The organism is Pseudomonas sp. NFACC10-1, assembly GCF_900119195.1.
Classification (GTDB): Bacteria; Pseudomonadota; Gammaproteobacteria; order Pseudomonadales; family Pseudomonadaceae; genus Aquipseudomonas; species Aquipseudomonas cerasi.
Genome location: NZ_FPJB01000010.1, coordinates 76,057 through 98,454, shown reverse-complemented (window position 1 = coordinate 98,454; position 22,398 = coordinate 76,057). Strand labels below are relative to the sequence as shown.

General features: G+C 57.9%; 20 protein-coding genes. 14 read left to right on the top strand and 6 right to left on the bottom strand.

The window, feature by feature from the left end; translation table 11 throughout:
* The first annotated feature begins 9 nt into the window (after positions 1 to 9).
* From BT119_RS24105 to BT119_RS24075, 7 genes are all read left to right on the top strand, one after another.
* Positions 10 to 1,029 (top strand): ABC transporter permease, encoded by a 1,020-nt coding sequence (locus BT119_RS24105; protein ID WP_003371220.1) that lies wholly within the window; start codon positions 10 to 12, stop codon positions 1,027 to 1,029.
* The gene (locus tag BT119_RS24100; protein WP_044310429.1) at positions 1,026 to 2,141 is read left to right on the top strand and encodes a phosphotriesterase family protein; all 1,116 of its coding nucleotides are present in this window, start codon (positions 1,026 to 1,028) and stop codon (positions 2,139 to 2,141) included. Before BT119_RS24105 ends, BT119_RS24100 begins: the two co-directional genes overlap by 4 nt.
* The gene (locus BT119_RS24095; RefSeq protein WP_046719969.1) at positions 2,138 to 2,893 is read left to right on the top strand and encodes a glutamine amidotransferase; all 756 of its coding nucleotides are present in this window, start codon (positions 2,138 to 2,140) and stop codon (positions 2,891 to 2,893) included. The genes BT119_RS24100 and BT119_RS24095 overlap by 4 nt, the downstream gene beginning before the upstream one ends.
* Before the next feature lie 12 nt (positions 2,894 to 2,905).
* A complete protein-coding gene (locus BT119_RS24090) occupies positions 2,906 to 4,036 on the top strand; it encodes a M20 family metallopeptidase (RefSeq protein WP_072367042.1) in 1,131 nt (376 codons plus the stop codon).
* Between the two features lie 187 nt (positions 4,037 to 4,223).
* Positions 4,224 to 4,439, top strand: coding sequence for a hypothetical protein (locus BT119_RS24085; RefSeq protein ID WP_003371213.1), 216 nt, complete (start codon positions 4,224 to 4,226; stop codon positions 4,437 to 4,439).
* A 64-nt stretch (positions 4,440 to 4,503) separates the two neighbouring features.
* Positions 4,504 to 4,695, top strand: coding sequence for a hypothetical protein (locus BT119_RS24080; RefSeq protein ID WP_003430765.1), 192 nt, complete (start codon positions 4,504 to 4,506; stop codon positions 4,693 to 4,695).
* A gap of 4 nt (positions 4,696 to 4,699) precedes the next feature.
* Complete coding sequence (locus tag BT119_RS24075; RefSeq protein WP_241690125.1) at positions 4,700 to 4,891, top strand: hypothetical protein; 192 nt, start codon at positions 4,700 to 4,702, stop codon at positions 4,889 to 4,891.
* A gap of 22 nt (positions 4,892 to 4,913) precedes the next feature.
* On the opposite strand, the gene BT119_RS24070 is transcribed toward BT119_RS24075, so the two are convergent.
* The gene (locus BT119_RS24070; RefSeq protein WP_003371205.1) at positions 4,914 to 6,527 is read right to left on the bottom strand and encodes an ATP-binding response regulator; all 1,614 of its coding nucleotides are present in this window, start codon (positions 6,525 to 6,527) and stop codon (positions 4,914 to 4,916) included.
* A gap of 249 nt (positions 6,528 to 6,776) precedes the next feature.
* Here BT119_RS24070 and BT119_RS24065 point away from each other — a divergent pair, with 249 nt between their 5' ends.
* Positions 6,777 to 7,400, top strand: coding sequence for a response regulator (locus BT119_RS24065; protein ID WP_003430766.1), 624 nt, complete (start codon positions 6,777 to 6,779; stop codon positions 7,398 to 7,400).
* Positions 7,401 to 7,415: 15 nt separating this feature from the next.
* Here the strand turns inward: BT119_RS24065 and BT119_RS24060 are convergent, their stop codons facing one another.
* Genes BT119_RS24060 through BT119_RS24050 form a run of 3 tightly spaced genes read right to left on the bottom strand, consistent with a single transcriptional unit; the run spans position 7,416 to position 12,180 of the window.
* Positions 7,416 to 8,777: a TolC family protein gene (locus tag BT119_RS24060; RefSeq protein WP_003430767.1), complete on the bottom strand. Its 1,362-nt coding sequence runs from the start codon at positions 8,775 to 8,777 to the stop codon at positions 7,416 to 7,418.
* Positions 8,777 to 10,927 carry a peptidase domain-containing ABC transporter gene (locus BT119_RS24055; protein WP_072367040.1) on the bottom strand — a complete coding sequence of 717 codons (2,151 nt, stop codon included), beginning with the start codon at positions 10,925 to 10,927 and terminating at the stop codon, positions 8,777 to 8,779. The genes BT119_RS24060 and BT119_RS24055 overlap by 1 nt, the downstream gene beginning before the upstream one ends.
* Positions 10,924 to 12,180 (bottom strand): HlyD family secretion protein, encoded by a 1,257-nt coding sequence (locus BT119_RS24050; RefSeq protein WP_003371197.1) that lies wholly within the window; start codon positions 12,178 to 12,180, stop codon positions 10,924 to 10,926. Before BT119_RS24050 ends, BT119_RS24055 begins: the two co-directional genes overlap by 4 nt.
* A gap of 357 nt (positions 12,181 to 12,537) precedes the next feature.
* Between BT119_RS24050 and BT119_RS24045 the strand changes: the two genes are divergently transcribed.
* The 3 genes from BT119_RS24045 to BT119_RS24035 all read left to right on the top strand — a co-directional run bounded on the left by BT119_RS24045 (position 12,538) and on the right by BT119_RS24035 (position 15,509).
* The gene (locus BT119_RS24045; protein ID WP_024662187.1) at positions 12,538 to 12,762 is read left to right on the top strand and encodes a hypothetical protein; all 225 of its coding nucleotides are present in this window, start codon (positions 12,538 to 12,540) and stop codon (positions 12,760 to 12,762) included.
* 398 nt (positions 12,763 to 13,160) lie between these two features.
* On the top strand, positions 13,161 to 14,777 hold the full coding sequence (locus tag BT119_RS24040) for an ATP-binding response regulator (protein ID WP_161429463.1): 1,617 nt from the start codon (positions 13,161 to 13,163) through the stop codon (positions 14,775 to 14,777).
* Between the two features lie 225 nt (positions 14,778 to 15,002).
* The gene (locus BT119_RS24035; protein WP_003371192.1) at positions 15,003 to 15,509 is read left to right on the top strand and encodes a hypothetical protein; all 507 of its coding nucleotides are present in this window, start codon (positions 15,003 to 15,005) and stop codon (positions 15,507 to 15,509) included.
* 56 nt (positions 15,510 to 15,565) lie between these two features.
* Here BT119_RS24035 and BT119_RS24030 read toward each other — a convergent pair whose 3' ends face one another.
* Together BT119_RS24030 and BT119_RS24025 are read right to left on the bottom strand one after the other, a co-directional pair.
* Positions 15,566 to 16,066 (bottom strand): hypothetical protein, encoded by a 501-nt coding sequence (locus BT119_RS24030; RefSeq protein ID WP_024662189.1) that lies wholly within the window; start codon positions 16,064 to 16,066, stop codon positions 15,566 to 15,568.
* Between the two features lie 284 nt (positions 16,067 to 16,350).
* Positions 16,351 to 17,619 carry an OmpP1/FadL family transporter gene (locus tag BT119_RS24025; protein WP_058396831.1) on the bottom strand — a complete coding sequence of 423 codons (1,269 nt, stop codon included), beginning with the start codon at positions 17,617 to 17,619 and terminating at the stop codon, positions 16,351 to 16,353.
* A gap of 427 nt (positions 17,620 to 18,046) precedes the next feature.
* On the opposite strand from BT119_RS24025, the gene BT119_RS24020 reads away from it, so the two are divergent.
* The 3 genes from BT119_RS24020 to BT119_RS24010 all read left to right on the top strand — a co-directional run bounded on the left by BT119_RS24020 (position 18,047) and on the right by BT119_RS24010 (position 22,398).
* On the top strand, positions 18,047 to 20,962 hold the full coding sequence (locus BT119_RS24020; RefSeq protein WP_164989753.1) for an autotransporter family protein: 2,916 nt from the start codon (positions 18,047 to 18,049) through the stop codon (positions 20,960 to 20,962).
* A gap of 450 nt (positions 20,963 to 21,412) precedes the next feature.
* Positions 21,413 to 21,940, top strand: a complete 528-nt coding sequence (locus BT119_RS24015) for a hypothetical protein (RefSeq protein ID WP_003371185.1) — start codon at positions 21,413 to 21,415, stop codon at positions 21,938 to 21,940.
* Positions 21,941 to 21,954: 14 nt separating this feature from the next.
* Entirely contained in the window at positions 21,955 to 22,398 is a 444-nt protein-coding gene (locus BT119_RS24010) for a DUF421 domain-containing protein (RefSeq protein WP_003371183.1), read from the top strand.

Here is a 22,398-nt window from a genome sequence, read left to right as displayed (position 1 = left end):
TATGACGCCATGAAAACGCTCGATCTCACGCGCCAACGCATTCTGCCGCAGTCGCTGTTCAAGCGCCTGCTGCACGACTTTCCCGGCGTGGTCAGCATCGGCCTGTTTTTCGCCCTGTGCTTTGTGCTGTTCGCGCTGGTGACCGATAACTTTTTAAGCGGTGCCAACCTGCTCAACGTTATCCGGCAAAACGCGCCGTTACTGATTGTCGCGGTGGCGATGACGCTGGTGGTCACCACCGGCGGCATCGACCTGTCCGTTGGCTCGACCCTGGCGCTGGTCGGTGCGCTGGCAGCCATGGCACTCAATGCCTGGCATTTGCCCTGGCCGCTGGTTCTGCTCGGCGGGCTTGCCGTCGGCGCGATGATCGGGGCGCTGAACGGCTACTTCATCGCCTACGCGGGCATCCCGGCCTTTATCGTCACCCTGGCCACCCTGACCATTATTCGTGGCCTGGCGATGCTGCTGACGCAAGGCTATTCGATCCCCGTTCCACGCGAGGAAGCAGCGTTTCTGGCCTTGGGTCGCGGCTGGTTTCTCGGCGTGCCGCTGACCGCCTGGCTGGCCTTGCTGGTCACACTGGGCGGGGTGTTGGTGCTCGGCAAAATGCGCTTTGGCCGCTACCTCACGGGTATCGGTGCCAACGCTGAAAGCGTGCGCCGTGCCGGGGTGAATCATCGCGGGGTGCTGCTGCGGGTCTACATGCTCAGTGGCATGGCGGCCGCCCTGGCCGGCATGATCGTCACGGCCAGGTTGGGCAGTGGCTCCTCGAATCAGGGCGAAGGTTTCGAACTGGAAGTGATTGCCGCCGTGGTCCTCGGCAGCACCAGCCTGTTCGGTGGCTTCGGCACGATTGTCGGCACACTGTTGGGGGTACTGACCATGGCAGCGATCAAGAACGGGCTGATTCTGGCCCACGTCTCACCGTTCTACACGCAAATCGCCACGGGCCTGATCGTACTGCTGGCGATCTGGCTGAACACACGCATTCTACGTACCGGCCGCCCACTCGGGAGGGCTGGAGCATGAGCCTGTTTCGTCATCCTTCCCCCCTTCCACTCGGCGTCGACAGCGGCCATGCCATGACGGTGCTGGGGCCAATGCCAGTCGAGCGCCTTGGCGTCACTTTGATGCACGAACACATTCTGCTCGACGCATCGGGCAAATGGGTCGCACCCAGTTGCTGCGGCGAACGGCACCTGGCCGAGCGCCCGGTGAGCATCGAACTGCTCGGCGAGCTGCACATGAACCCGCTGGTCAGCCGCGACAATTGTCAGTTGTTCGATGTCGACCTCGCGTGCGAAGAACTGCTGAAGTACCGGGCGCTGGGCGGGGAAACGGTGGTCGATCCGACCAATCTGGGCATCGGTCGCGACCCGCAGGCCTTGCAGCGGATTTCCCGTCTGACCGGCTTGAATATCATCATGGGTGCCGGTTTCTATCTGGAACCCTCGCACCCGCATTACGTGCACGAACGCTCGGTTGAACAACTGGCGGAGCAGATCATTCATGACGTGGGCGGCGGTGAAGAGAAGCCCGAGGTGATTGCCGGCCTGATCGGCGAGATTGGTGTTTCTGCCGCGTTCACGGCTGACGAAGAAAAATCACTGCGCGCCGCAGCCCGTGCAAGTGCTGCGACCGGCGTGCCGCTCTCGGTGCACCTGCCTGGCTGGGAGCGCCTCGGCCACCGGGTACTGGACATCGTTGAGGCTGAAGGCGCCGACCTGCGCCATACGGTGCTGTGCCACATGAACCCGAGCCACAGCGACCCTGCGTATCAGCATGCGCTGGCGGCACGCGGCGCGTTTCTGGAATACGACATGATCGGCATGGGTTACTACTTCGCCGACGAGCACGCGCAGTCGCCCAGCGATGAAGAAAACGCGCGGGCCATCGTCGCCCTGATCGAGCACGGCTTCGGCTCGCAGGTGCTGTTGTCTCAGGACGTTTTTCTGAAAACCATGCTGACTCGCTATGGCGGCCATGGTTATGGCTACCTGCTGAAACACTTTGTCCCGCGCCTGCGCCGCCATGGCGTTACCGGTGAACAACTCGAAAACCTTTTGATCGACAACCCGCGCCGGGTCTTCCAGCGCGGCTTCCAGGCTCCTTTTTCATCGCAGAGGAATGCAACGTCATGAAACAGTCCGTATTGCTGGCTGGCGAATCATGGGTCAGCACGTCAACCCACATCAAGGGCTTCGATCAGTTCGACAGCGTCACCGCGCACAATGGCGCACGGCGTTTGCTTGCGGCGATGGCAGACAGCGACTATCAGATCACGCAGATGTGCGCCGATCAGGCACAGATCGACTTTCCGGCCACGGTTGAAGCACTCAGTCAGTATCAGGCGGTGATCCTCTCCGACATCGGTGCCAATACCCTGCTGCTGCACCCGGACACCTGGCTGCGTGGCAAGCGTACGCCCAACCGCCTCAAAGCCCTTCGCGAATACGTCTTGCAGGGCGGTGCATTGATGATGGTCGGCGGCTACTTCAGCTTTCAAGGCATCAACGGCGGCGCGCGCTACCGCGGAACGCCTGTCGAGGACGTCTTGCCTGTGCGCTGCCTGCCTTACGACGATCGTGTCGAAGTGCCGGAAGGCTTTCTGCCGCAGATCGACAGCGATCACCCGATACTGCAAGGCCTGGGCGGCGAATGGCCGTACCTGCTTGGCTACAACGAAGTTGAGTTGCATCCCGAAGCTCAATTGCTGGCCACCGTCGAAGGCTCTCGGCACCCGCTGCTTGCCGCGCGCGAAGTCGGTGCCGGACGCTCTCTGGCCTGGACCAGCGACCTTTCCGAACACTGGCTGCCGGAAGCTTTTCTCGACTGGGAAGGCTATCGCCGCTTCTGGATCAACAGCCTCGACTGGCTGACCCGCCGTACCTGACCGGAGGCTCCGATGCTCGATGACCCGATAGCCCTGACCCGTGCACTGTTAGCGTTCCAGACCCTCAACCCGCCGGGCGACGAGGAAGCGTGTGCGGCTTTTCTTGCCGAGCAGCTGAGCCGCCACGGTTTTGTCTGCGAGCTGCAGCGTTTCGGTGAGCGCCGTTTCAATCTGGTCGCCTGGCTTGAGGGCGACGGCCCCGGCAAACCGCTGGGGTTCACCGGCCACCTGGATACCGTACCGCTCGGCAATGCCACCTGGAGTCACTCGCCGTTTGCCGGTGAGATTGCCGACGGCCGGATGTACGGGCGAGGATCCAGCGACATGAAAGCGGGCATTGCCGCCTTCATCGTGGCCTGCCAGCGCAGCCGTGATTCCATTCGACGCGGGCCCGGCGTTCGCCTGATACTCACCGGCGGAGAGGAAACCGGCTGTGACGGCGCCAAGGCACTGTGCAGTGACGCGCCCCACTTGCTCGGTGAACTGGGCGCACTGCTGATCGGAGAGCCGACGGCCAACTACCCGATACTCGGGCACAAAGGCGCGTTATGGCTGCGCTGCGCCAGCCATGGCCTGACGGCCCACGGCGCCATGCCGGAAGAAGGCGTGAACGCTATCTATCTGGCCGCCGAACACATTGGCCGCGCGCAGACCTTTGAAGTAGGCCCTGCACATCCACTCATGCGCAAGCCGACGCTGAACGTCGGCACCATCAGCGGCGGCCTGAACATCAACTCGGTGCCGGACTACGCAGCGTTCACCCTGGACCTGCGCACTGCACCGAATCTGGACCACGATGAAATTCGCGGACGGCTGGCGGCCCACCTGGGCAGCAGCGCGGAGTTGAGCACCCTGATTGATCTGCCTGGTATTTGTGCCAGCCCCGACGAGCCTTGGGTGCAACAGGTTTTTGCACGCTGCCAGGCCTTGCATGACGCTCCCCTGAAGGAAAAGGCAGTGCCCTACTTTACCGATGCTGCCGTGCTGCTCCCCGCCATCGGCTATCCGCCCACCCTTATTCTCGGCCCGGGGGAGCCCGCTATGGCGCACAAGGTCGATGAGTATTGTGAAGTCGACAAACTTCACCAATGCGTCGAGTTGTATGCCGGATTGATCGAAGACTGGACAGCCCTGCACGTGTGATGCGGAGCGTTGCGCAACTCTGCCAGTGCGTGCCGTTTAGCACACCTGCACTATTTGATTTAACTGCGCACTCGTTGAGTATTGTCGCTGCCTTTAGCGCGAAACAGGCTGTGCCTGAACAGCCTTGACGAGCATCGGCTTACTTACCCGTCAGGTAGTAACTGACTCCATAAAAAGGTAATGATCCATGAATAAAGAATTGATGATGCGCGAACTCAACGAGCAGGAAATGTCGCAGATCAACGGTGGCATGAGCACCGGCGAAGGCGTTGCGGCCATTGGTGTGGTGGTGGCGGCTACCGCTCTGGCACCTGCGACTGCGGTCGGTGCCGGAGTGATACTGGCCGGTGTGGCAGCTGTCAGCGCTTTTGATGCGTTCCAAAGCTACCAGATGGCGCAATAACACGTTTTGTCATGCTGCGTGAACACTGTGCTACAGGCACTTATGCAGTACTTAGGAGAACCCTATGACATCCGATCGTTATAAGGTATTTGGGAAAGCCGTCAATTCGTCATTACTGTTCTGGCTCACAGCGGTTTCTTTTCTGATCGCCGCCAGCCTGGACTTTCAATGGAGCTACATTGGATTCGCCGGCATGTTTGCAGCTGTCGCTGTTGGCGGCCTCAGTGAAAACGCTCATAGCGACCAGGAGAGTTGACATGATGTCCCGGCCCCTAGAAACCATTAACACTCATGAACTGACAGATGCCGAATTGCAGCGGGTGTCCGGTGGTGCTGATTTCACCATCATGCCGGTACCCGGTGTTGGCGTGATCAAGCCTGATCCGATCTGCGTCTATCCATTCCCTGACGTGCCTCCACCGTCAGACATTCGTGGGCCATTCATTGGTTGATGCCCTGTGTGCCCTGGCCAGATCAGGGCACATTCACCCGCCTCTCGCGAACCGACAACAGGTTCAGGCGCAATTCCGATGGTCGCAGCGGCTTGGACAGTACGGACACTTCCGCGCCATGCAACGATTCAAGAACGACGTCCATCTCTCGCCCGGTGACGATGAGTGCCGGTACGTCCCAGCCTCGGGCAGCCCTTATGCTTTCGATGCAATCAAGGCCGTTGGCCGTCGTACCCAGATCATAATCGGCGACGATGATGTCGCAATTGGTAGTCAGGCCCTCGGCTGAAAGCGCGGTCTGGACTTCGCACCCCCATCGCTCCAACAATGCGGCGGTGGCCATCAGCACGTTGCGGTCGTCTTCCACCAGACAGATCCTGACGCCTTTTAGCAGGCTGTCGCCCAATGGTTTTCTGCGCACAGGCTGTACCGGAGCACTCACTTCTTCAAGTCCGTGAATGGTCACCGTGGTGCCGCGGTTGACCCGCGAATCGATAGTGATCTGTACTTCCAGAATCTGACTGAGTCGCTTGACGATGGACAACCCCAGCCCTACGCCTTCCACGTCCTTGTCGCGCACATGCCGGATGCGGTAAAACTCGTCGCAGACTTTGGGCAGATGCTCCGCCGCAATGCCACGCCCCTGATCGTGCACGCTGATCGACAAGCCACCGTTGCGGCGACGCACACCGATCAGCACCGGGTGCTCGGGGGCATATTTGAGTGCATTGGACAGAATGTTCTGCACCATCGTGGCAAGCAATGTGGCATCGACTCTGACCCAGCGTCGACAAGGCCTGACTCTCAACTCCACGCCGGCCCATCGGGCAGCCGCCGTATTTTGCTGCACGATTTCATTGAGCATGTCGCCCAGATTGACCACGTCCGACTTGGCCGACACCTTGCCGCTGTCCAGCGTGTAGATATCCAGAATCGATCGAAACAACTGCGAAAGGTTGTGCAGGGAACGATCGATGTTGTCGACCAGTTGCCGCTCGTATTCGCCAAGCGGGCTGGCGCGCAGGCACGCAGTGAACATGCCGATGGAGTGAATGGGCTGGCGCAGATCATGGCTCGCCTGAGCGAGAAAACGCTCTTTTTCACGGTTGGCGACAGTCGCCTGCTCTGACGCCTGCCGAGCCCTTACCAACAAAATGTGAGCGTAGCCGGGCACCAGAATTGTGACAGCGATCAGCATCAGCACCACAAATGGTTGCGCCTGCCAGTAAGGCGTCAATTGATAGATGATCAATATCGCCAGCAGCGCGAGCGAGGCTGCAATCGCCAGATAACGCGAGCCGAAGCGCATACCGTTACCCAGGGTCACCCAGACCATCACACTGAAAATCGGCAGCGTTGCTTCACCACCCACGACCAGGCCGACGGAAATTGCGGTGTAGTCATGCACCATCCCGAAGACACGGCGCACCGGAAACACACCCGGGTAAGTGATGATGTGCTGGCGCAGAATCAGAGACACCACCAGAAAGGCGACGTAATAGAGAATGATCGGTTGATACTTCGCTACATCGAGCCCAGGCAGAAACCCCACCAGCGACACATAGATAATCGCGCAGGTTGCCACGATCAGCCTCAGCGTTGCCTGATCCCGTTCAGCGTTTTTCCGGTCGTCCATCAACGCACCTCGATTTACTGCGAACTCATACCGCTTGGGATCGTGCGCAGTACAGGCTTGTGGTGTGCCATTTTGCACGGCAACTTAATTACACTTCCGTCGCCACCATCATCTGATTGGCGTCCTGCAAACCGGCCTTTCCAGAGTGTCGCGGCAGCGCGTAAATAATGACTCTAATTTTGTATCACAGGCGATACATATTGTTGCTATCGAGTATGATAACCCGACTAAAAATTCGGAAGCAGAGGCATGGCGTGCAGAATCATAGTGGCTGACGACCACCCCTTATTTCGCGAAGGCATGTTGCGCACCATCGAACGTCTACTGCCAGAAGCACTCATTGAGCAAGCCGGCAATTTCAATGAAGTGCTGACGCTGGCGCGCTCCGGTGACGAAGTTGACACACTGATTCTCGACCTGCGCTTTCCCGGTCTGGAGTCGATGCACACCATCGCTGAACTGCGCAATGAGTTCCGACGCACCTCGATCATCGTGGTCTCGATGATCGATGATCCGGAGACCATCTCCCAAGTCATGTTGAACGGCGCTGATGGCTTTATCGGCAAGAACATCGACCCGCAGGAAATAACCGACTCCATCGTCGCTATCCGTCAGGGCGAAGTCGTCGTCAAGTACAAGTCTGAAGGATCAATTTTCAACGAATCGGCCGTTAATGCGCTAAGCCCTCTTACTGCCCGTCAGAAACAAGTACTTGGCCTGGTGGCTGCCGGTAAAACCAACAAGGAAATCGCCAAGGATCTGGGTATCTCGCCTTTCACTGTGCGTATACATGTGTCTAGCCTGCTCAAGGTGCTGGGCGTGTCCACCCGAGCGGCCGCCGCAGCGCAATTCTCCAGCCTGGCGATCAAGTAAGTGCTTGAAAAACGTTCAGTCGTCGATGTTCAGACTGCCAAGGTCAGATGCCAGTTGCAGCTTGGCGTTATGCCAGTTGACCAACGATTCCACACGTTTCTGAGTCGCTGAGGCCAGATCATTCTGCGAGCGCAGAAGCTCGAGAATACTGCCCACCCCGGCTTTGTAACGCCCTTGGGCAATTTCATAAGACTTGCTCGCACTCTCGACAAACAGACGACTGATGGCCAGTGCCCGGGTTCTGGATTCCAGCGCCTGCTGACTCTTCCAGACGCTCAACGCAATACTGTTTTCAACCTCATGCAACGCCTGTTCGCGAGCAGCGCTTTCGTAACTGGCAGCCTTCGCCCTGCGCCGATTGAGAAAGCCATCGAAAATCGGAACCGTGATTTGCACACCGATTGTCCAGGTGTCTATCTCCTGACGGGTGGAAACCTGCTCGATGGGCGTATCCTGGCGACTGTAGTTACTGAACAGCGAGATGGACGGTCGGCTCTGAGCTTTCGCCTCATCAACTCTTGCCTGACTCGCCGCCCAGTCCGCACGGGCTTTTTCTATAGAAGGATGCAGCGCCCTGGCCTGCTCCATCAATGCATTGACGTCCCCCAGAAATGCTACGTCCTCACTGCCCGGCTCATCCAACGCAACCAGTTTGAGCGGGGCACCGGGTGATAACCCGAGCTGGCTGGCCAATTCGCCGCGCGCCGCTGCCAGGTCGCCTTCCGCCATCACTCGATCCAGCTGCGCTTCGGCAAAATCGGATTGTGCCTGCAGACGATCAGTCTGCTCACCGGCGCCAGCACGGTATTTCGCGTCAGCAGCTTTCAAGCTGTTGTCGGCAAGACGTTCTGCACTGACTTTGGCCTGCAACAGCGCGGTGTTGGCCTGCACCTGGTAAAAGACTCTGGCGGTGGCAAGCATCGACTTCTGCACTTCCTCAATGCGGCTGCTACTGGCGGCGTTCAATAATTGCCGGGCACTTTCGACTTTTGCGGCGCGAAGACCGAAGTCAAATAGCACCCAGCTCATGTTCACGCCGTAGATGCTGGTACTGGCGTTCAGTCTTGAATTGGCTTCGGAGAACCCCGGATAACGCGTGGTCTTACCGGCCCGGCCTTTTTGAAACTGCCCTTCCACGGTCGGGTAGTAGGCCGAATGCTCGGCGTCCATCTCCGCTTGACGCGCCAGCTCGGTCAGCCACGCTTCACGCAACTTGGGATCGGCACACAACGCGACAGACACCGCCGTCGCGAGGTTCAGGGTATCGGGAAGCCGACTGGAACCAGGGCACGCCGGTACGCGGTTATCCGCCATGCACAGCGACGCCAGCAACATACCGGCGACGCTCGACAAGGCCCATTTGCCGACACGGCGCATCACGGCTCGGAGCCCTGCGCTGAAGGCTCTCCGAGCACGGGGCCGTCGTAGGCAATTCGACCATTGGCCAGCGCCACGACCCGATCCGCCGATCGAATGGTTTCCGGTCGGTGGGCGACAATGATCCGGGTGATGTTCAGCGTCTCAAGCGCCTGATTGACCGCCGCTTCGCGAGTAATGTCCAGATGGCTGGTCGCTTCATCGAGAAACAGCAACTGCGGTCTTTTATAAAGCGCCCGGGCCAGCAATACCCGCTGCTTCTGACCGCCGGACAATACAGTCCCCATGTCACCCACCAGCGTGTTGTAGCCCATCGGCATCTGGGCGATGTCATCGTGGACAGCGGCCAGCCGTGCACACTGCTCAATCCATTGCTGGTCGGCACTGGTCTCGAAAAAGCTGATGTTGTCGCCAATCGACCCGGCGAACAGCACATCATCCTGAAGTACCGTGCCGGTCAGGCGCCGCAGCCTGCTGACATGATCAGGCCCGACCGGCTGTCCATCCAGCAGAACACTACCGGCGCTGGGTGCCAGGATGCCGAGCATGACGTTGAGCAAAGTGCTTTTGCCGCCACCCGACGGACCGACGATGGCGACCGACTCGCCAGCGCGAACATGGATCGACACACCATCCAGCACGTAAGGTTCGTACTCGGAATAGCGAAAGCGTACATCACGTACTTCAAGGCTGGGCACGTTCTCACTGCTGGCGTCATCCGACCCATCCAGTCCCGAAACCGGCTCGGCGTCCTGCAGCACAATGTCGGACAAGCGCTCACCATGCAGGCGCAGCATGATCACGTCGACGATCTTGTCGATCAGCGCGGCGACGCGGCCGTTGAACTGCTCTTTGTACGAGTTGAATGCAATCAGCATCCCGGCACTGAACTGCCCCTCCAGCACCAGCGTGGCGCCCAGCCAGATCACAATGATCGTCACCAGCCCGAACAGTACGCCGTTGAAGGTGCGATAAGCCAGTTGCAGTTTCTGGGGGTGCAAGCCGGCGTTGATTTCCTCCACCAGCAAGGCGCTCCAGGCGCTGCAACGCTGCTCAGGACGATTGAAAAGCTTGATGGTGCGCACGCCGCGCACGCTTTCCAGAAAGTGTGATTGTTGACGAGCCGCATGGACCAGCTGATTCTCGCTGGCACGCCGCAACGGCCCGAACCATGCCCAGCGCGCCAAGGCATAAATCACCATCGCCACCACGGCTACCAACGCCAGTTTAGGGCTGTAAGCGATCATCAGTCCCAGCGTAATGACCGTCATCAGCCCGTCGAGTATGGCTTCAATGAACGACGTGGTGACTGTCTGCTGGATCGACTTCAGAGAGCCGAAGCGCGAGACGATATCGCCAAGATGGCGGCGCTCGAAAAACGCTACTGGCAAACGCAGCAGATGAGTGAACACATTAATCTGCCACTGCGCACCGAGCATTGTACTCAGGTACATAAGCGCCCACCCACGGGCCAGCGCAACGGTATGCTGCACGATCAACAGAATGCCGAAGCCGATGGCCAGCACCGCCAGCAGATCCAGATCAGCGCTGACCAGCACCTTGTCGATCACGGTCTGCATGAAAAACGGGCTGAGAATAGTGCACAGCTCCAGCGCCAGTGCCAACAGCAGCACGTGGGTGAGCACCCGGCCAAACCCGTGCACTCGCCCCAGCAACTTGCGCAACGAAATCGGCGGCCGGGCAGCCACTGGCTGGAAATCACTCTCGGGCCACACCTCCAGCGCCACGCCGGTAAAGGCCGCCGACACCTCATCCAGCGACAGCTTGCACAGGCCACGCGCAGGATCGTGCAGCACAACGCCGTACGCCGTAACCTCCCTGAGCACCACGAAGTGATTAAAGTTCCAGTGCAGCACACAAGGCAGTTGCAGTTGACCCAGCGCATTCAGTTCAACGCGCAATGCCCGGCTGCCAAGCCCGAGTTGCGCGGCCATGCTGATCAGTTGCTTGAGGTTCACGCCTTTCATCGACGGCGAAAGGCGCTTACGCAGAGAAAAAAGGTCGCTGTGCTGTCCATGGTAACGGGCAATCATGGCCATGCACGCCAGACCGCATTCAGTGGCTTCGGTCTGCAACACCACCGGCAGTTTGGTTCCAACCCCGAAAGTGAACGCATTTTTGAGGTTCAAAGGCGTTTTCCTATTCCGCGCAAAGGCTCGAGCAGCCACTCATAGAGCGGCAGCTTTTCCTGCATGATGTCGGCGTCAAGCTGCATGCCGGAGCGCAAGCGCTCGCGTTTGCCCTGACCCTCGATGACTTGTGACGCCAGCGCGACCGTGACCCGATAGAAAGGGCCTTGCTCGCGCATCTGCTCGGAAACATTGCCCAGCGTCATGACTTCCTCAGCAGGCAATGCAGTACGTGAAATCGACGACACCCTGCCCGGCTGCAGGCCGAAGCGCTGATAGGGATAGGCTTGGTAACGCAACATCACGGTATCGCCAGCGCGCACGAAGCCCACCGAGCGACTGGGCAGATACAACTCCGCGTGCAGCTTTGCATTGGCAGGCACGATGCTCAGGAGCGGCCGCGCACTGTCGACCCGTGAGCCGTTGGAGACCGCGATGGCGGTTGCCTCACCGGCCGTTGGTGCAGTAATCAGGACCTCCCGTTTGGTTTCACTTTCGACCAACTGGTCCTGATTCTCGGCCAGCCTGCGTTGCAGATCGGCCAGTTGCTTGCTGTGGTTGAACGGCAACTCGACCAGCTCCGCGCGCAGCCTGGTGCTTTCGGCGCGCACTGTCAGCAGCGAGCGATTCAGCTCTTCACCACGCAGGCGCATGTCCAGCACGGCGTCTTCTTTTTCCTGAAGCTGATCACGAGACACATAATCCTGGCGTTGCAGGTTGGCGTAGCGTTCGGCAATCCCTTTGGTTAACGCCAGCCGCTGACGCGCCAGGTCGATTTGCGCGAGTATTTTCTGCTGTTCGGTTTCCAACGCTTCGACTTGACGCTTTTTGCCTTCCAACTCCTGCTGATGCAGGGCCAGGGTCTTGTCGATCTCCTGAGTCAGGCTTTCCTGACGTCGTTTGATCGAGAGGCTGATCGCCCGTTGCGCACCGCCCGCTTCGCCGTTTTGCGTATCGCTGGACAACGCCATCAACACAGCGTCGGCATTCACCGGCTGCCCTTCGCTGATGCCCAGGTTGTTGACCACCCCGGCTTGCGGCGCATAAATCCTGATCAGACCTTTTTCAGGCAGCACCACACCGCTCGCCGCCGTACGTTTGGTGTATGTAGCGAAAGTCAGAAACAGCCCCATGCAGATGCAGAACAGTAGCGCGACGGCGGCTGCCAGGCGCATCGATACCGGGCTGATCAACAAGACCGTACCCAGCGTGCTGCGCTTCTGAGCGGCGAGCGCTTCAGGTCGAAAGAGCATAAATATGCATCGCGTCGATCATCAGGAATGCGCCATAAGAAACCACAGGGCTCGACAGTATTTAAAGAGAGGGGCGAATAGAAGCCGGACAGTTTCATATAGCCGTCACATGAGTAACGGGCAAACCCTTCACCGACCGACTGAACGTCACCGTATTTAAAGCGCGACGTATTAAAGCGTTGGCGACCGACCACCTCAATAGCACACATGAACTAGTCGCCAAAAGACAGCGGCACAGATAGCTCATGTGTACTATTGCTACTCGCGTCAGGGGATGATTTTAATAACGCTCTCTGCCGTAGGTCGCTGCTACGGAAGACTTGACTTTTCAATGACCCGCTTAGAGGAAATGACGCGATGACTCAAGCAATTAACCCAAAAAAAGCACACGAAACGCTTCATACCGGTCAGGCAGTTCGACTGTTGAACGAGGCAGAGCTGGACTGCGTGGGAGGCGGTATTGAGTTCAGTGCTTTTGGTTATACCTTCGCAGGCGGCGAGTCGTTTGCCCCCGGCTATAACTACGCCTCTATCACCAACTCGCGCGGTATTCCAATTTATTACACCACCTGGCAGAACTGATAAGGCCATCGCATGCAAGTGACAGGACCCGGACTGCCTCCGGGTTCCGTACTCACGAACATCTAAAGCCTGCGTTATACAGCGCGCCGACATTGCCAGGTTCTGGACGAAACGCCGGCGCGAAGGTCAGGCAAGGCAAAAGCAGTCGCGCAGCGGCCGAGGTCGCGTTCGACGCTACGTGATGTAAAGAGCATGCTGACTGGACGCGCATCCCACCCCGTTTCTTTAACGCAACGTCCCCAAGCGCACCCACTTTTCGTACAGAGCCTGCCCCCTTTTCTTTTATACAATATCTGTGTACCGCCATCGACGCGCTGAACACATGACGTGCCTCTCAGCAGTACTGGACTGACCAGGAAAACGTGATGTCGATTCTCTCCCGATGCAGAGACCTGGAAATGATCCAGGCGTTGTTGCGCATGGCAGTGATTGCCACCTCTGCACTGTACGCATTGATCATGCACGCACTGGACGACATGTCCGGCAGCCGAATGTGGGTCATTCTCGGCTATTGCCTGGGCTTCGCCATCGTTGGTATCGGGCTTATCTGGCGTATTGCAGTACGGCCCGGTGTGTCTACCCGGCGCAGAATGTTCGCGCTGGTCGTCGATAACATGGCCGGGATCGTCACAATCACTGTGGGTGGCGAACCGATGCTGCCGGTTTACTCGGTAATGCTCAGCATGACGGTGGGGTATGGCATGCGTTACGGGCGCAATTACCTGTTGCTGGCGACCGGCTTTGCCTTGTCGTCTTTGTGCCTGATCATCCAGCTCACCCCTTTCCTTCAAGAGCATCCCGCCGTTGCGGTGATGATGATCCTGACCATGCTGGTGCTGCCGTCGTTCGTTTACTTCCTGCTCTCGCGATTGCACATCGCACTGAATGAAACCCAGGCGGCCAATGAGGCGAAATCAAGGTTTCTTGCCGAGGCCAGCCATGACCTGCGGCAACCGATTCACTCCATCAGCCTGTTTACTGCCTGTCTGCGCGACGCTTCATTGGGCACAGACGAGCGCCGCCTGGTCGATAACATCGACCGGGCACTCAGCGCTGTAGAACAGCTTTTCCGCTCTCTGCTGGATATCTATACCCTCAATCAGGGAGAAGTGAGTCCACGCCTCGAGACGATTGATGTGGACGCATTAATCAATGGCCTGGTCAGCCAGAACAGTGAGGCGGCCAGCTGGGCCGGTGTCGAAATCCGCGTGCGCCCGTGCCGGCAACAGATACGCAGCGACCCTGCGCTGCTTCGCACCCTGCTGCAAAACCTTATCTCGAACGCCTTTAAATATGCCCCCGGCAAACCCCTGCTTATTGCTTGCAGACCCCGCAAGGGGACGTTGGACATCGGCGTCTACGACATGGGCCGCGGTATTTCGGAAAAGCATCTCCCTCATTTGTGCAACGAGTTTTATCGCGTCCGCGAAGAGCGTGATCAGGACATTGAAGGCGTAGGGCTTGGGCTAAGTATCGTCAAACGCATCGCCGGTCTGCTGAAGCTGCACATCCGGATTGGTTCGCGCCTGGATAAAGGCACTGCGGTTGTCATCAGCGGGCTACCGATTGTGGCGGCACGGCAAATCGCGCACGCTCCGGACATCGACTGGAACAAACACCTGTTGGGCGGTTTACGTGTTCTGCTGATCGAGGATAATTACAACGTGCTGCAGGCCACCGCGATGCTGCTGCGCAAATGGGGCTGCGACGTCCAGACCGCTTCCGCCACCCCTCAAGCGAGCGTCGATTGCGATCTGGTCGTTACCGACTTCGACCTAGACCGAAGCGCCACAGGCGCAGACTGCATTAGCTACCTCAGCCAACTGCATGGCCGCCGGATACCTGCAATCGTCATCACTGGCCACGAGATTCAGCATGTACAGCAATCGCTGAATGACCCACAGATACCGGTTCTGTCCAAACCGGTACGGCCTGCGGAGTTACGTTCACTGCTCCTGAGTTTCAAGATGGACTTGATACAGACGACACGTCGCGCGTCTCTTACCGGGTCATGAGTGCGACAGTCAGCCAACAGCGCACGTTAGTTTGATTACAACGGCGTTATAGTTCGCTAGTACACCTGTACTATAGTGAATACTTACGCCGTTAGCCTAAGCTAAGAAAGAAATGACTTCATTATATATAGACGCTGAAAAGCTTGTCACCGCAAGGCTTTTTCGCACGTTTCTGTCTGTCTATAAAAACTTTCAACAACTGATTTACCATCAGGGGCATTCGGCATGGGCAATTATTATTCACTGGCGCGGCTAAAAGGTTTAGCGGTTGCGATAACAGTCATGGCCGCTTTAACGGCCTGTTCGACGGGGGGCAGTAACCCTCTTGGCGGGCTGGATGCGTTGACGGGTGAGCCTAAGTTTGAGCCTGACTATATAAAAGCCAATATCATTCCCAAAAAATCGACCAAATCTCAAATCCGGGCGAAATTTGGTGCTCCTAATTCGGCGGAAGATGATGTCGGCGACAACTCCGCACAGTGGTCATACGAGCGTGGCGAATCAGGCGTGGCAATGCTGAAGAAAATGGCCTACAAGTACAGTTACAAGTACGGCGCCGGAACGTCGAACTCAGTATTGGCGCAGGCAGATGGTCACTTGGGAGATGCCGAAGATGTGATGGATGACGTCAGTACCGTCACAGGAACGAAGAGTACGGGTATGAAGAAGGTGATCAACAGGATAGTCATACTTTTCAACGGCGAGACGGTCGACCGGTTCTATACATACTGACCGCTCAGCAATAAGTGTGAAGCCGGTAATGCTGCGATTACCGGCGGTTCAGCCTGTCATTTTTGAAGCGTAAACTCGGCCTTGTCGAAAGACAGCCAGCAGGAATCGTTGTCGGTCCATTTTGACTCGCTGGTGCCGAGAACACCCTTCATCAGAATCTTGTCGCCTTTCTTTAATCCGCTGATCTTCTTCTTGTTCACCAGCAGATCATCGCGGGTCAGCCCTTGACCGGTGCATTTGGGGTTCTTGGGGTCGGTGAAGATGATCGCAATCTGATTCTGACCGATGGCTGTTCCTGTCTTGGTAATGCGCTGCACAATGCCAGGGATGATCAGCGTGTTAGCGTCCCACTTTTCCTTGGCAGTGACCTCATTGGTTTCCCAGTCGTTCCAGATTTCCGTCAATGTCGTTTGCTTGGCAGTTGTCAGCCCCCGAAGATCCCCGCTCAGCAAATCTCCGGTCTGATCAAAGACCCCGTTTGTCACCGACATGGCCTGATCAAGCCCCGCGCATCCTGACAAGGCCAGAACTAACGGAAACAAGGCTGCACTTTTCATTCACATACTCCGCCGACTGATCGATGCAGGAGTTACCCACGCATCCATTATTTAAGTAACCACGACATGCACATCGCACGGGACTGTATCTACGACCTGAGGGCGTATCAATAGTACAGATGCGCTATACGGCGTACTGTTTTTGATCACAGAAACAAGCCATCAAATTTTTATGTCACCCCCGCAAAAACCTGGACCTTCCTCGAGCCGGTCCAGGCTAACTGACAGGCATTAGAACAACGCCCGGAAAATTTAACCGGGCGTTATGAGAGTCTCTTTCAGGATCAGAATCTATACGTCGCCCCAATACCGTATAAACTCGCACGGCTTTTGTACGTCGCACTGTAACTGCCCAGTGCATTGGCGCGACTGACATCGACACTTTCTTCCTGAAGATACGAATAGGCGACATCCAGGCTCAGTTGTGGCGTGACGTCATAACCCGCCCCTACGCTGAAGACCTCGCGATCCCCGGTCGGCGTACGGGGTGAACGCCCGGTATTACCGGTCGGCGACTGATCGATAATCACGCCCGCACGCAACACCCACTGCGGATCCAGCCGATACGCAGTACCGAGCGCGTAAGCCCATGTATCGTGCCAGTTCAGGCCTTCCTGAATGGAGCCGGTCAGTGCCGAGGCCAGCGTGCCGCCTTGCGCGGCCGAGACCGGTTGATTGCGCAGGCTCAAGTCCTGCATGCTGCTCCAGCCTGTCCAGGTCGCACTGGCGTAAAGTGTCCAGGCGTCACTAAGCGCCTGAGTCACTGAAAAATCGTAAGACTCCGGCGTGGCCACTTTCAACGTACAGTCGTAACGGTTGCTCGCAAGCAACTGCGGCGGCGTTCCTGCGCCGGTGGAAACTTGCGTGTGACAGCCCAGCTTGTAATCGACCTTGGAATGGTAGGTCAGGCCTACGCGGGTGGAGTCGGTTGCGTTGAATAACACGCCGATATTGAAGCCCACGGCCGTGTCATCACCTGAAACCTTGACACGGGTGTCAGCAATGGCCGGATTAAGCGTGATGTCTGATTCAAGCGTTCCGGCAATTCGATTGAACGTCGGACCGAAGCCAATCGACAGCCTGTTATTGAAGGCGTAGCTGATGGTGGGTTGTAACGTCACCACCTTGATCTCGCTTTTGCTGGCGAACATGCGCCCCTGAAAACTGCTTTCATAATCGGTGGACAAACCGAAGGGTGCGTAGAGCCCCAGGCCGAACGCCCAGTGCTCATCGATTTTCCGGGTGTAAAAACCGAACGGCACCGTGCTGAAGGGTACCATATTGCCATCATTACTCCCTTGTGAACGACCGGCGGCATGGCTGATGTCAGTGGATGCGTCCACGAACGCGGCCCCCATGGTGATTTGGCTGTTGTCCAGCCGCGCCATACCTGCCGGATTACCGTACACCGTGCTGGCGTCCTCAGCCATCGATGCACGGCCAGCCTGACCGCTGCCCATACCGGCGATACTTTGCTCGGTACGGGCGAAGCCGCCAGCAAGAAGTTGAGTGGATGCCAATACAGCGGCAAGGCCAAGTGTAGTTTTCAACAGGGTCATTTTAATCTGCGGCCGTTGTGATTTATAAGCGTCCATGGCGAATTTGCAACTGTCAACGTTACCCGAGGCCACGCCGATTTCTAACGTTTCAATAAAACCGCGCGATGATAAGAGTCGCCGACACCTACTTCCATAGTACAGATGAGCTATTGAATAACTGCCTGCCTGTTGATCGGAACTTATATAATCAGTCACAGGCCGCCGCTAGTACATCCGTGCTATATCCACTGCACCCTCCCCTCCTGATACTCCCGTTGTTGGCAACCCGCCGAACGGAAACGCTTAAGCCCTCGGGGCTGGCAGCCACCCTGGTGGCTTTTATGGAGTATCTGGAGTCGCTATGAACCCCCTATTCAGAATATCCCCTCTTGCTTTTGCAATTACTCTCGCACTGCTTCCAGAGGCTCAGGCCGTTGACTATGTGCTCACTAATGGTCAGGAAACCTTTAACAGCGACCGTTTGATCGATGGCGCGATCGACGTCAATGCAACTGACGGCAACACTTCTACCCTGACAATCAACAGCGGCGCAACCGTGACCAGCGAAGGCGGCAGCATCGTTGGCCAGGCCAGCAGAACCGGCGTCAATATGGCTCAGGCCAATGTTGTGGTTGAAGGGGCAGGTTCGCGCTGGGTGGTGCCTCGCACCTCATTCGTGCTCGGTAACTCGATCGTTGTCGGTGGTGTCGGCCAGGGCGATCTGACGGTCCGTAACGGAGGGCAGGTGTCGGTTCGGGATCTGGATATGGGTGAAGTTTTCGGGTCCCGTTCCAACGCATTTTCGAACGCGACGCTGTCGGTGAGTGGTCAGAACTCCCTGGTCGATGCGGTCAACATCCAGGCTGGCGGAGTGTTTGTCTATCGCTCGAGCATCACGGCCAATGACGGCGGCAAAATCAACAGCCAGCAGGTCGACATAGACTCCGTCGTCAAGCTTTCAGGCGCAGGAACCCGCTGGGACAACAGCGGCTCCTTTGTGAACAGAAACGACCTGACCCTCGAGAACGGCGCAGTACTGACGAGTAACGAGCTGCGACTGGGGTCGGCCGTTATCAACCAAAGCAATCAGGTCAATGTTACCGGACAGGGTACCCGTCTCGACGTGCAATCGCTGACGCTCGGCACCAACGTTGTCCGTACTTACCTGTCGCTGGCCGACGGTGCCGAACTGAGCGCCACTAACGGTATGCTCATCAGCTTCGTGAACGACAGCAACTCGGCGACGCGCGGCACGTTTACCATCGGCGGCCCGGTCGCGGTGGACCCTGACCGTACCGATGTTGATTCCATGACTGCAGGAGCAGCTCTGGCGGCAGGCCGACTGAACCCGCAAACCGCCGTCAGCTTTGGCACCGGCAACGGTTCCCTGGCGTTCAACCATACTGACACCGATCTGCAGTTCGCCAACACGCTGAATGGTACGGGTCGAGTGTATGCATTCAGCGGCAATACCACGCTGAGCGGCGACACCTCGGGATTGGCCGGTAGCGTCGTTGTGCGCGGCGGGCGACTGGTGTTGGCGGGGAACGTCGACCAAGTCAATCAGCGCGGCAACACAGCCACCACCCAAAGCGTTTCGCGGTTTAACGTAGGTAACGGCACACTGGTGGTCAACGGCATTGCGGGCCGCACTGAGTTCGGGACTTACACAAACAGCGCTCAGGTACTGGACGGAGGTATTCTGGCCGGTGTCGGTCAGGTGGGCAGCACCCAGGTCGCCTCCGGCGGTACGCTGTCGCCAGGAGAAAGCGCCATAGGTGCGCTGGCGATACAAGGCAACCTCGAGATGGCCGCCGGTTCACGCTACGCCGCAGACATCGCGGGCGACGGCAGCGCAGACCGGATCAACGTGAGCGGCACCGCAACCCTGCGCGGTACGCAAGTCAACGTGACCGCGCTGGATCCCGCGCAGAGCTATCAGAGCGGCAGAACCTACACGCTGCTCTCCGCCCAGGGCGGTTTGGTCGACGGCGCCGCCGCAGGCACTGCCTATGCCCAGGCACTTACCAACTCGGCGTTCCTGAATGTCGGGCTGCAACGCACAGCCAATGACCTTAACCTCACCATTGAACAAAAAAGCGTAGAACCTACGCCAACTCCAGAACCGACTCCAGAGCCGACTCCAACTCCGGAGCCTACACCTGAACCAACACCAACACCTGAGCCGACTCCAACACCTGAGCCAGAGCCGACCCCCGCGCCAACACCGGGTATCTTTCAAACGGTCATGCTGACCCAGAATCAGTTCAATACAGCGGGTGCGCTCAGCGTGCTGGAGCAAAGCGGCGAACCGCTGCGCCTCTATAACAATCTGTTGATTCTGGATGCCGAAAGCGCGCGTAATGCTGCCGATCAGCTGTCCGGCGACACGCTCGCCAGTACCTCGACCGCCCTGATCGCCAACAGCCAGGTGGTGTCCGGAGTACTGGGGACTCGTGTGCGTAATCTTCTCGATACCGGGACATTGCGGATGCCAGCCATGGCACTCAATCTGATGCCAACCACTCCACCCGCCGAAAGCGGTGCCTGGGTGCAACCATTCGGCAACTGGACCAAAACAAGCAGCAACAATGGCGCAGGCGGTCTGCATCAAAGCACAGGTGGCCTGCTGTTCGGTGCGGACGGCAGCTTCACCCCGGATTGGCGCGGCGGCGTCTACGCTGGCTATAGCCGCTCGAAGTTCGACGCCGATGATCGCGATGCCGACGGCCACAGCGACAACTATCATCTTGGCCTGTACACCGGAGCCCAGATCGATGCACTGCGCCTCAGTGCCGACGTCGGCTACACCTGGCACAAGCTGGAGAGCGAGCGGAATGTGGCCTTCGCCGGATTCAGTGATCACTTGACTGGCAAACGCGACGCGAAATCGTTGCAGGCCAGTGGTGAAGCGGCCTACCGCATACCGCTTGGCAGCGTGGCTCTGGAACCTTTCGCCGGGCTTTCCTATGTTCGCTACGACGCCAAAGATCTGCACGAAAAAGGTGGGCCAGCCGCGCTAGACGTGTCCAGCGACAAGCAGAATACCGTCTTCTCGACGCTCGGCCTGCGCGCATCGACGAACACCCGAGTGGCCAACCTCGATACCCAGGTCTACGGCTCACTGGGATGGCGACGCGCCTTTGGTGATCTGGATCCGCGAAACGAGCAGAGCTTTGCCGGCGGTCCAAACTTCGAAGTGCAAGGCGTAGCTCAAAACCGCGACACCGCCTTGACCGAAGTCGGCGCGAAGCTGCGATTGAACCGTCAGACCGATCTGGGCTTGTCTTACCAGGGGCAGTTCGGCACTGACACTCGTTTCCACTCGGTGAATGCCGGCGTGACGGTCCGCTTCTGATCGTAATTGCAGCATCGGGCTGGATAACCATTTGCACAGGCTCGCCTGGAGTGGCATCCAGCCCGAATTCATTGGAAGGCATTTACATAGTGCGATCCCGAATCCACTCCGCGTTATCGTCCTACGCGCCGATCAACGACTAACGCAAGACACTCGAACCGCCCCTTCATCGCCCTCCTGTCGGCATTCGCTCGGCTAACGTTCAAACCGTGCTCCAGGCCATCAGATTACCTGCGAGTGATGCGGCCATTTATCTCAAACAACACGACTGTTACAGGCAAGCGCTCAATCACATGCGGTGAATCGCATCTACGCCATTACGCCAGAGCTTCTGGCAGTCACTCACCAGGAACGTCAAAACCATGGCAAGGACTTAAACCGTTCTGGACAGCGGGCCGGTTGGAAGCGTAATAAGGTGCCTACAAAATTTCCCTAATGGACAGCACGTTAATGGCACTACGCGGTGATGAGGCGGACGACCATGAGTTCCGCAGCCGGTCATATCCCGTCGAGGAAGATATGGCGCAGCAGCGTCGAGTCTGGCGCTTTGAGCGCATCGGTTGGGCTGGCCTGATTGTGCTGATAGTGCTGACCCTCGCCGGCTTGTTTTCCAAAGGGCCATTGAGCCAGGTGGAGCCCGAAACGGCAGATGGCAAACTGCAGGTGAGCTACGAGCGTTTCAGCCGCAACGGCAGTCAGGACGATATGATTGTCACGTCCAAAGGCGCCCCCTCCGAAATGCGTTATCTGGTCGTCGGCAGTGGACTGCTCGAAGGCGTGTCGATCGAGAACCTCAACCCCCAGCCCGCGCCCCTTCACAGCGAAGGCCGTGATCTGGTTATTCCGATGCAGGCCGACAAGGACGGTCTGGCCACCTTGTACCTGACTGTTCGCAGTAACGGGGTGGGACTGTACCGAGGGCAAATGCATATGCTGGGTGGCGAAACGCTGCCGATGCCCAGGTTTATCTACCCGTAGAGAGAACGCGATTTATGGATGCAGTGCTCAGAGCAGCAGCGATTTATTTTGTATTGATGGTCTTGTTTCGTATTGCCGGACGCCGCTCTCTTACCGACCTCACCACCTTCGATTTCGTCTTGTTGCTGATCATTGGCGAGGCCACTCAGCAGGCGCTGCTGGGCGATGATTTTTCGGTGACTAACGCGATACTGATCATCTCCACCCTTATCGCCATAGACGTCGGCTTTTCCCTGGCCAAACGCCGATCAAAGCGGTTGGCAAAGTTTCTGGATGGCGGCCCCACGGTCATTGTGGAAGACGGCAAGCCACTGACCCAACGAATGAGAGAGGCGCGTATCAGTGAATCCGATGTGATGGAGGCAGCACGAACCACGCAAGGGATAGTGGAGATGAAGGACATCAGGTACGCGATCATCGAAAGGAACGGGGAGATATCGGTCATACCCTTCAAGTGA

Excerpts from the sequence above, each read along its gene's own strand:
- BT119_RS24105 (WP_003371220.1), top strand. The coding sequence starts at position 10 with ATGAAAACGCTCGATCTCACGCGCCAACGCATTCTGCCGCAGTCGCTG.
- BT119_RS24100 (WP_044310429.1), top strand. The coding sequence starts at position 1,026 with ATGAGCCTGTTTCGTCATCCTTCCCCCCTTCCACTCGGCGTCGACAGC.
- BT119_RS24095 (WP_046719969.1), top strand. The coding sequence starts at position 2,138 with ATGAAACAGTCCGTATTGCTGGCTGGCGAATCATGGGTCAGCACGTCA.
- BT119_RS24090 (WP_072367042.1), top strand. The coding sequence starts at position 2,906 with ATGCTCGATGACCCGATAGCCCTGACCCGTGCACTGTTAGCGTTCCAG.
- BT119_RS24085 (WP_003371213.1), top strand. The coding sequence starts at position 4,224 with ATGAATAAAGAATTGATGATGCGCGAACTCAACGAGCAGGAAATGTCG.
- BT119_RS24080 (WP_003430765.1), top strand. The coding sequence starts at position 4,504 with ATGACATCCGATCGTTATAAGGTATTTGGGAAAGCCGTCAATTCGTCA.
- BT119_RS24075 (WP_241690125.1), top strand. The coding sequence starts at position 4,700 with ATGTCCCGGCCCCTAGAAACCATTAACACTCATGAACTGACAGATGCC.
- BT119_RS24070 (WP_003371205.1), bottom strand. The coding sequence starts at position 6,527 with ATGGACGACCGGAAAAACGCTGAACGGGATCAGGCAACGCTGAGGCTG.
- BT119_RS24065 (WP_003430766.1), top strand. The coding sequence starts at position 6,777 with ATGGCGTGCAGAATCATAGTGGCTGACGACCACCCCTTATTTCGCGAA.
- BT119_RS24060 (WP_003430767.1), bottom strand. The coding sequence starts at position 8,777 with ATGCGCCGTGTCGGCAAATGGGCCTTGTCGAGCGTCGCCGGTATGTTG.
- BT119_RS24050 (WP_003371197.1), bottom strand. The coding sequence starts at position 12,180 with ATGCTCTTTCGACCTGAAGCGCTCGCCGCTCAGAAGCGCAGCACGCTG.
- BT119_RS24045 (WP_024662187.1), top strand. The coding sequence starts at position 12,538 with ATGACTCAAGCAATTAACCCAAAAAAAGCACACGAAACGCTTCATACC.
- BT119_RS24040 (WP_161429463.1), top strand. The coding sequence starts at position 13,161 with ATGATCCAGGCGTTGTTGCGCATGGCAGTGATTGCCACCTCTGCACTG.
- BT119_RS24035 (WP_003371192.1), top strand. The coding sequence starts at position 15,003 with ATGGGCAATTATTATTCACTGGCGCGGCTAAAAGGTTTAGCGGTTGCG.
- BT119_RS24030 (WP_024662189.1), bottom strand. The coding sequence starts at position 16,066 with ATGAAAAGTGCAGCCTTGTTTCCGTTAGTTCTGGCCTTGTCAGGATGC.
- BT119_RS24015 (WP_003371185.1), top strand. The coding sequence starts at position 21,413 with ATGGCACTACGCGGTGATGAGGCGGACGACCATGAGTTCCGCAGCCGG.
- BT119_RS24010 (WP_003371183.1), top strand. The coding sequence starts at position 21,955 with ATGGATGCAGTGCTCAGAGCAGCAGCGATTTATTTTGTATTGATGGTC.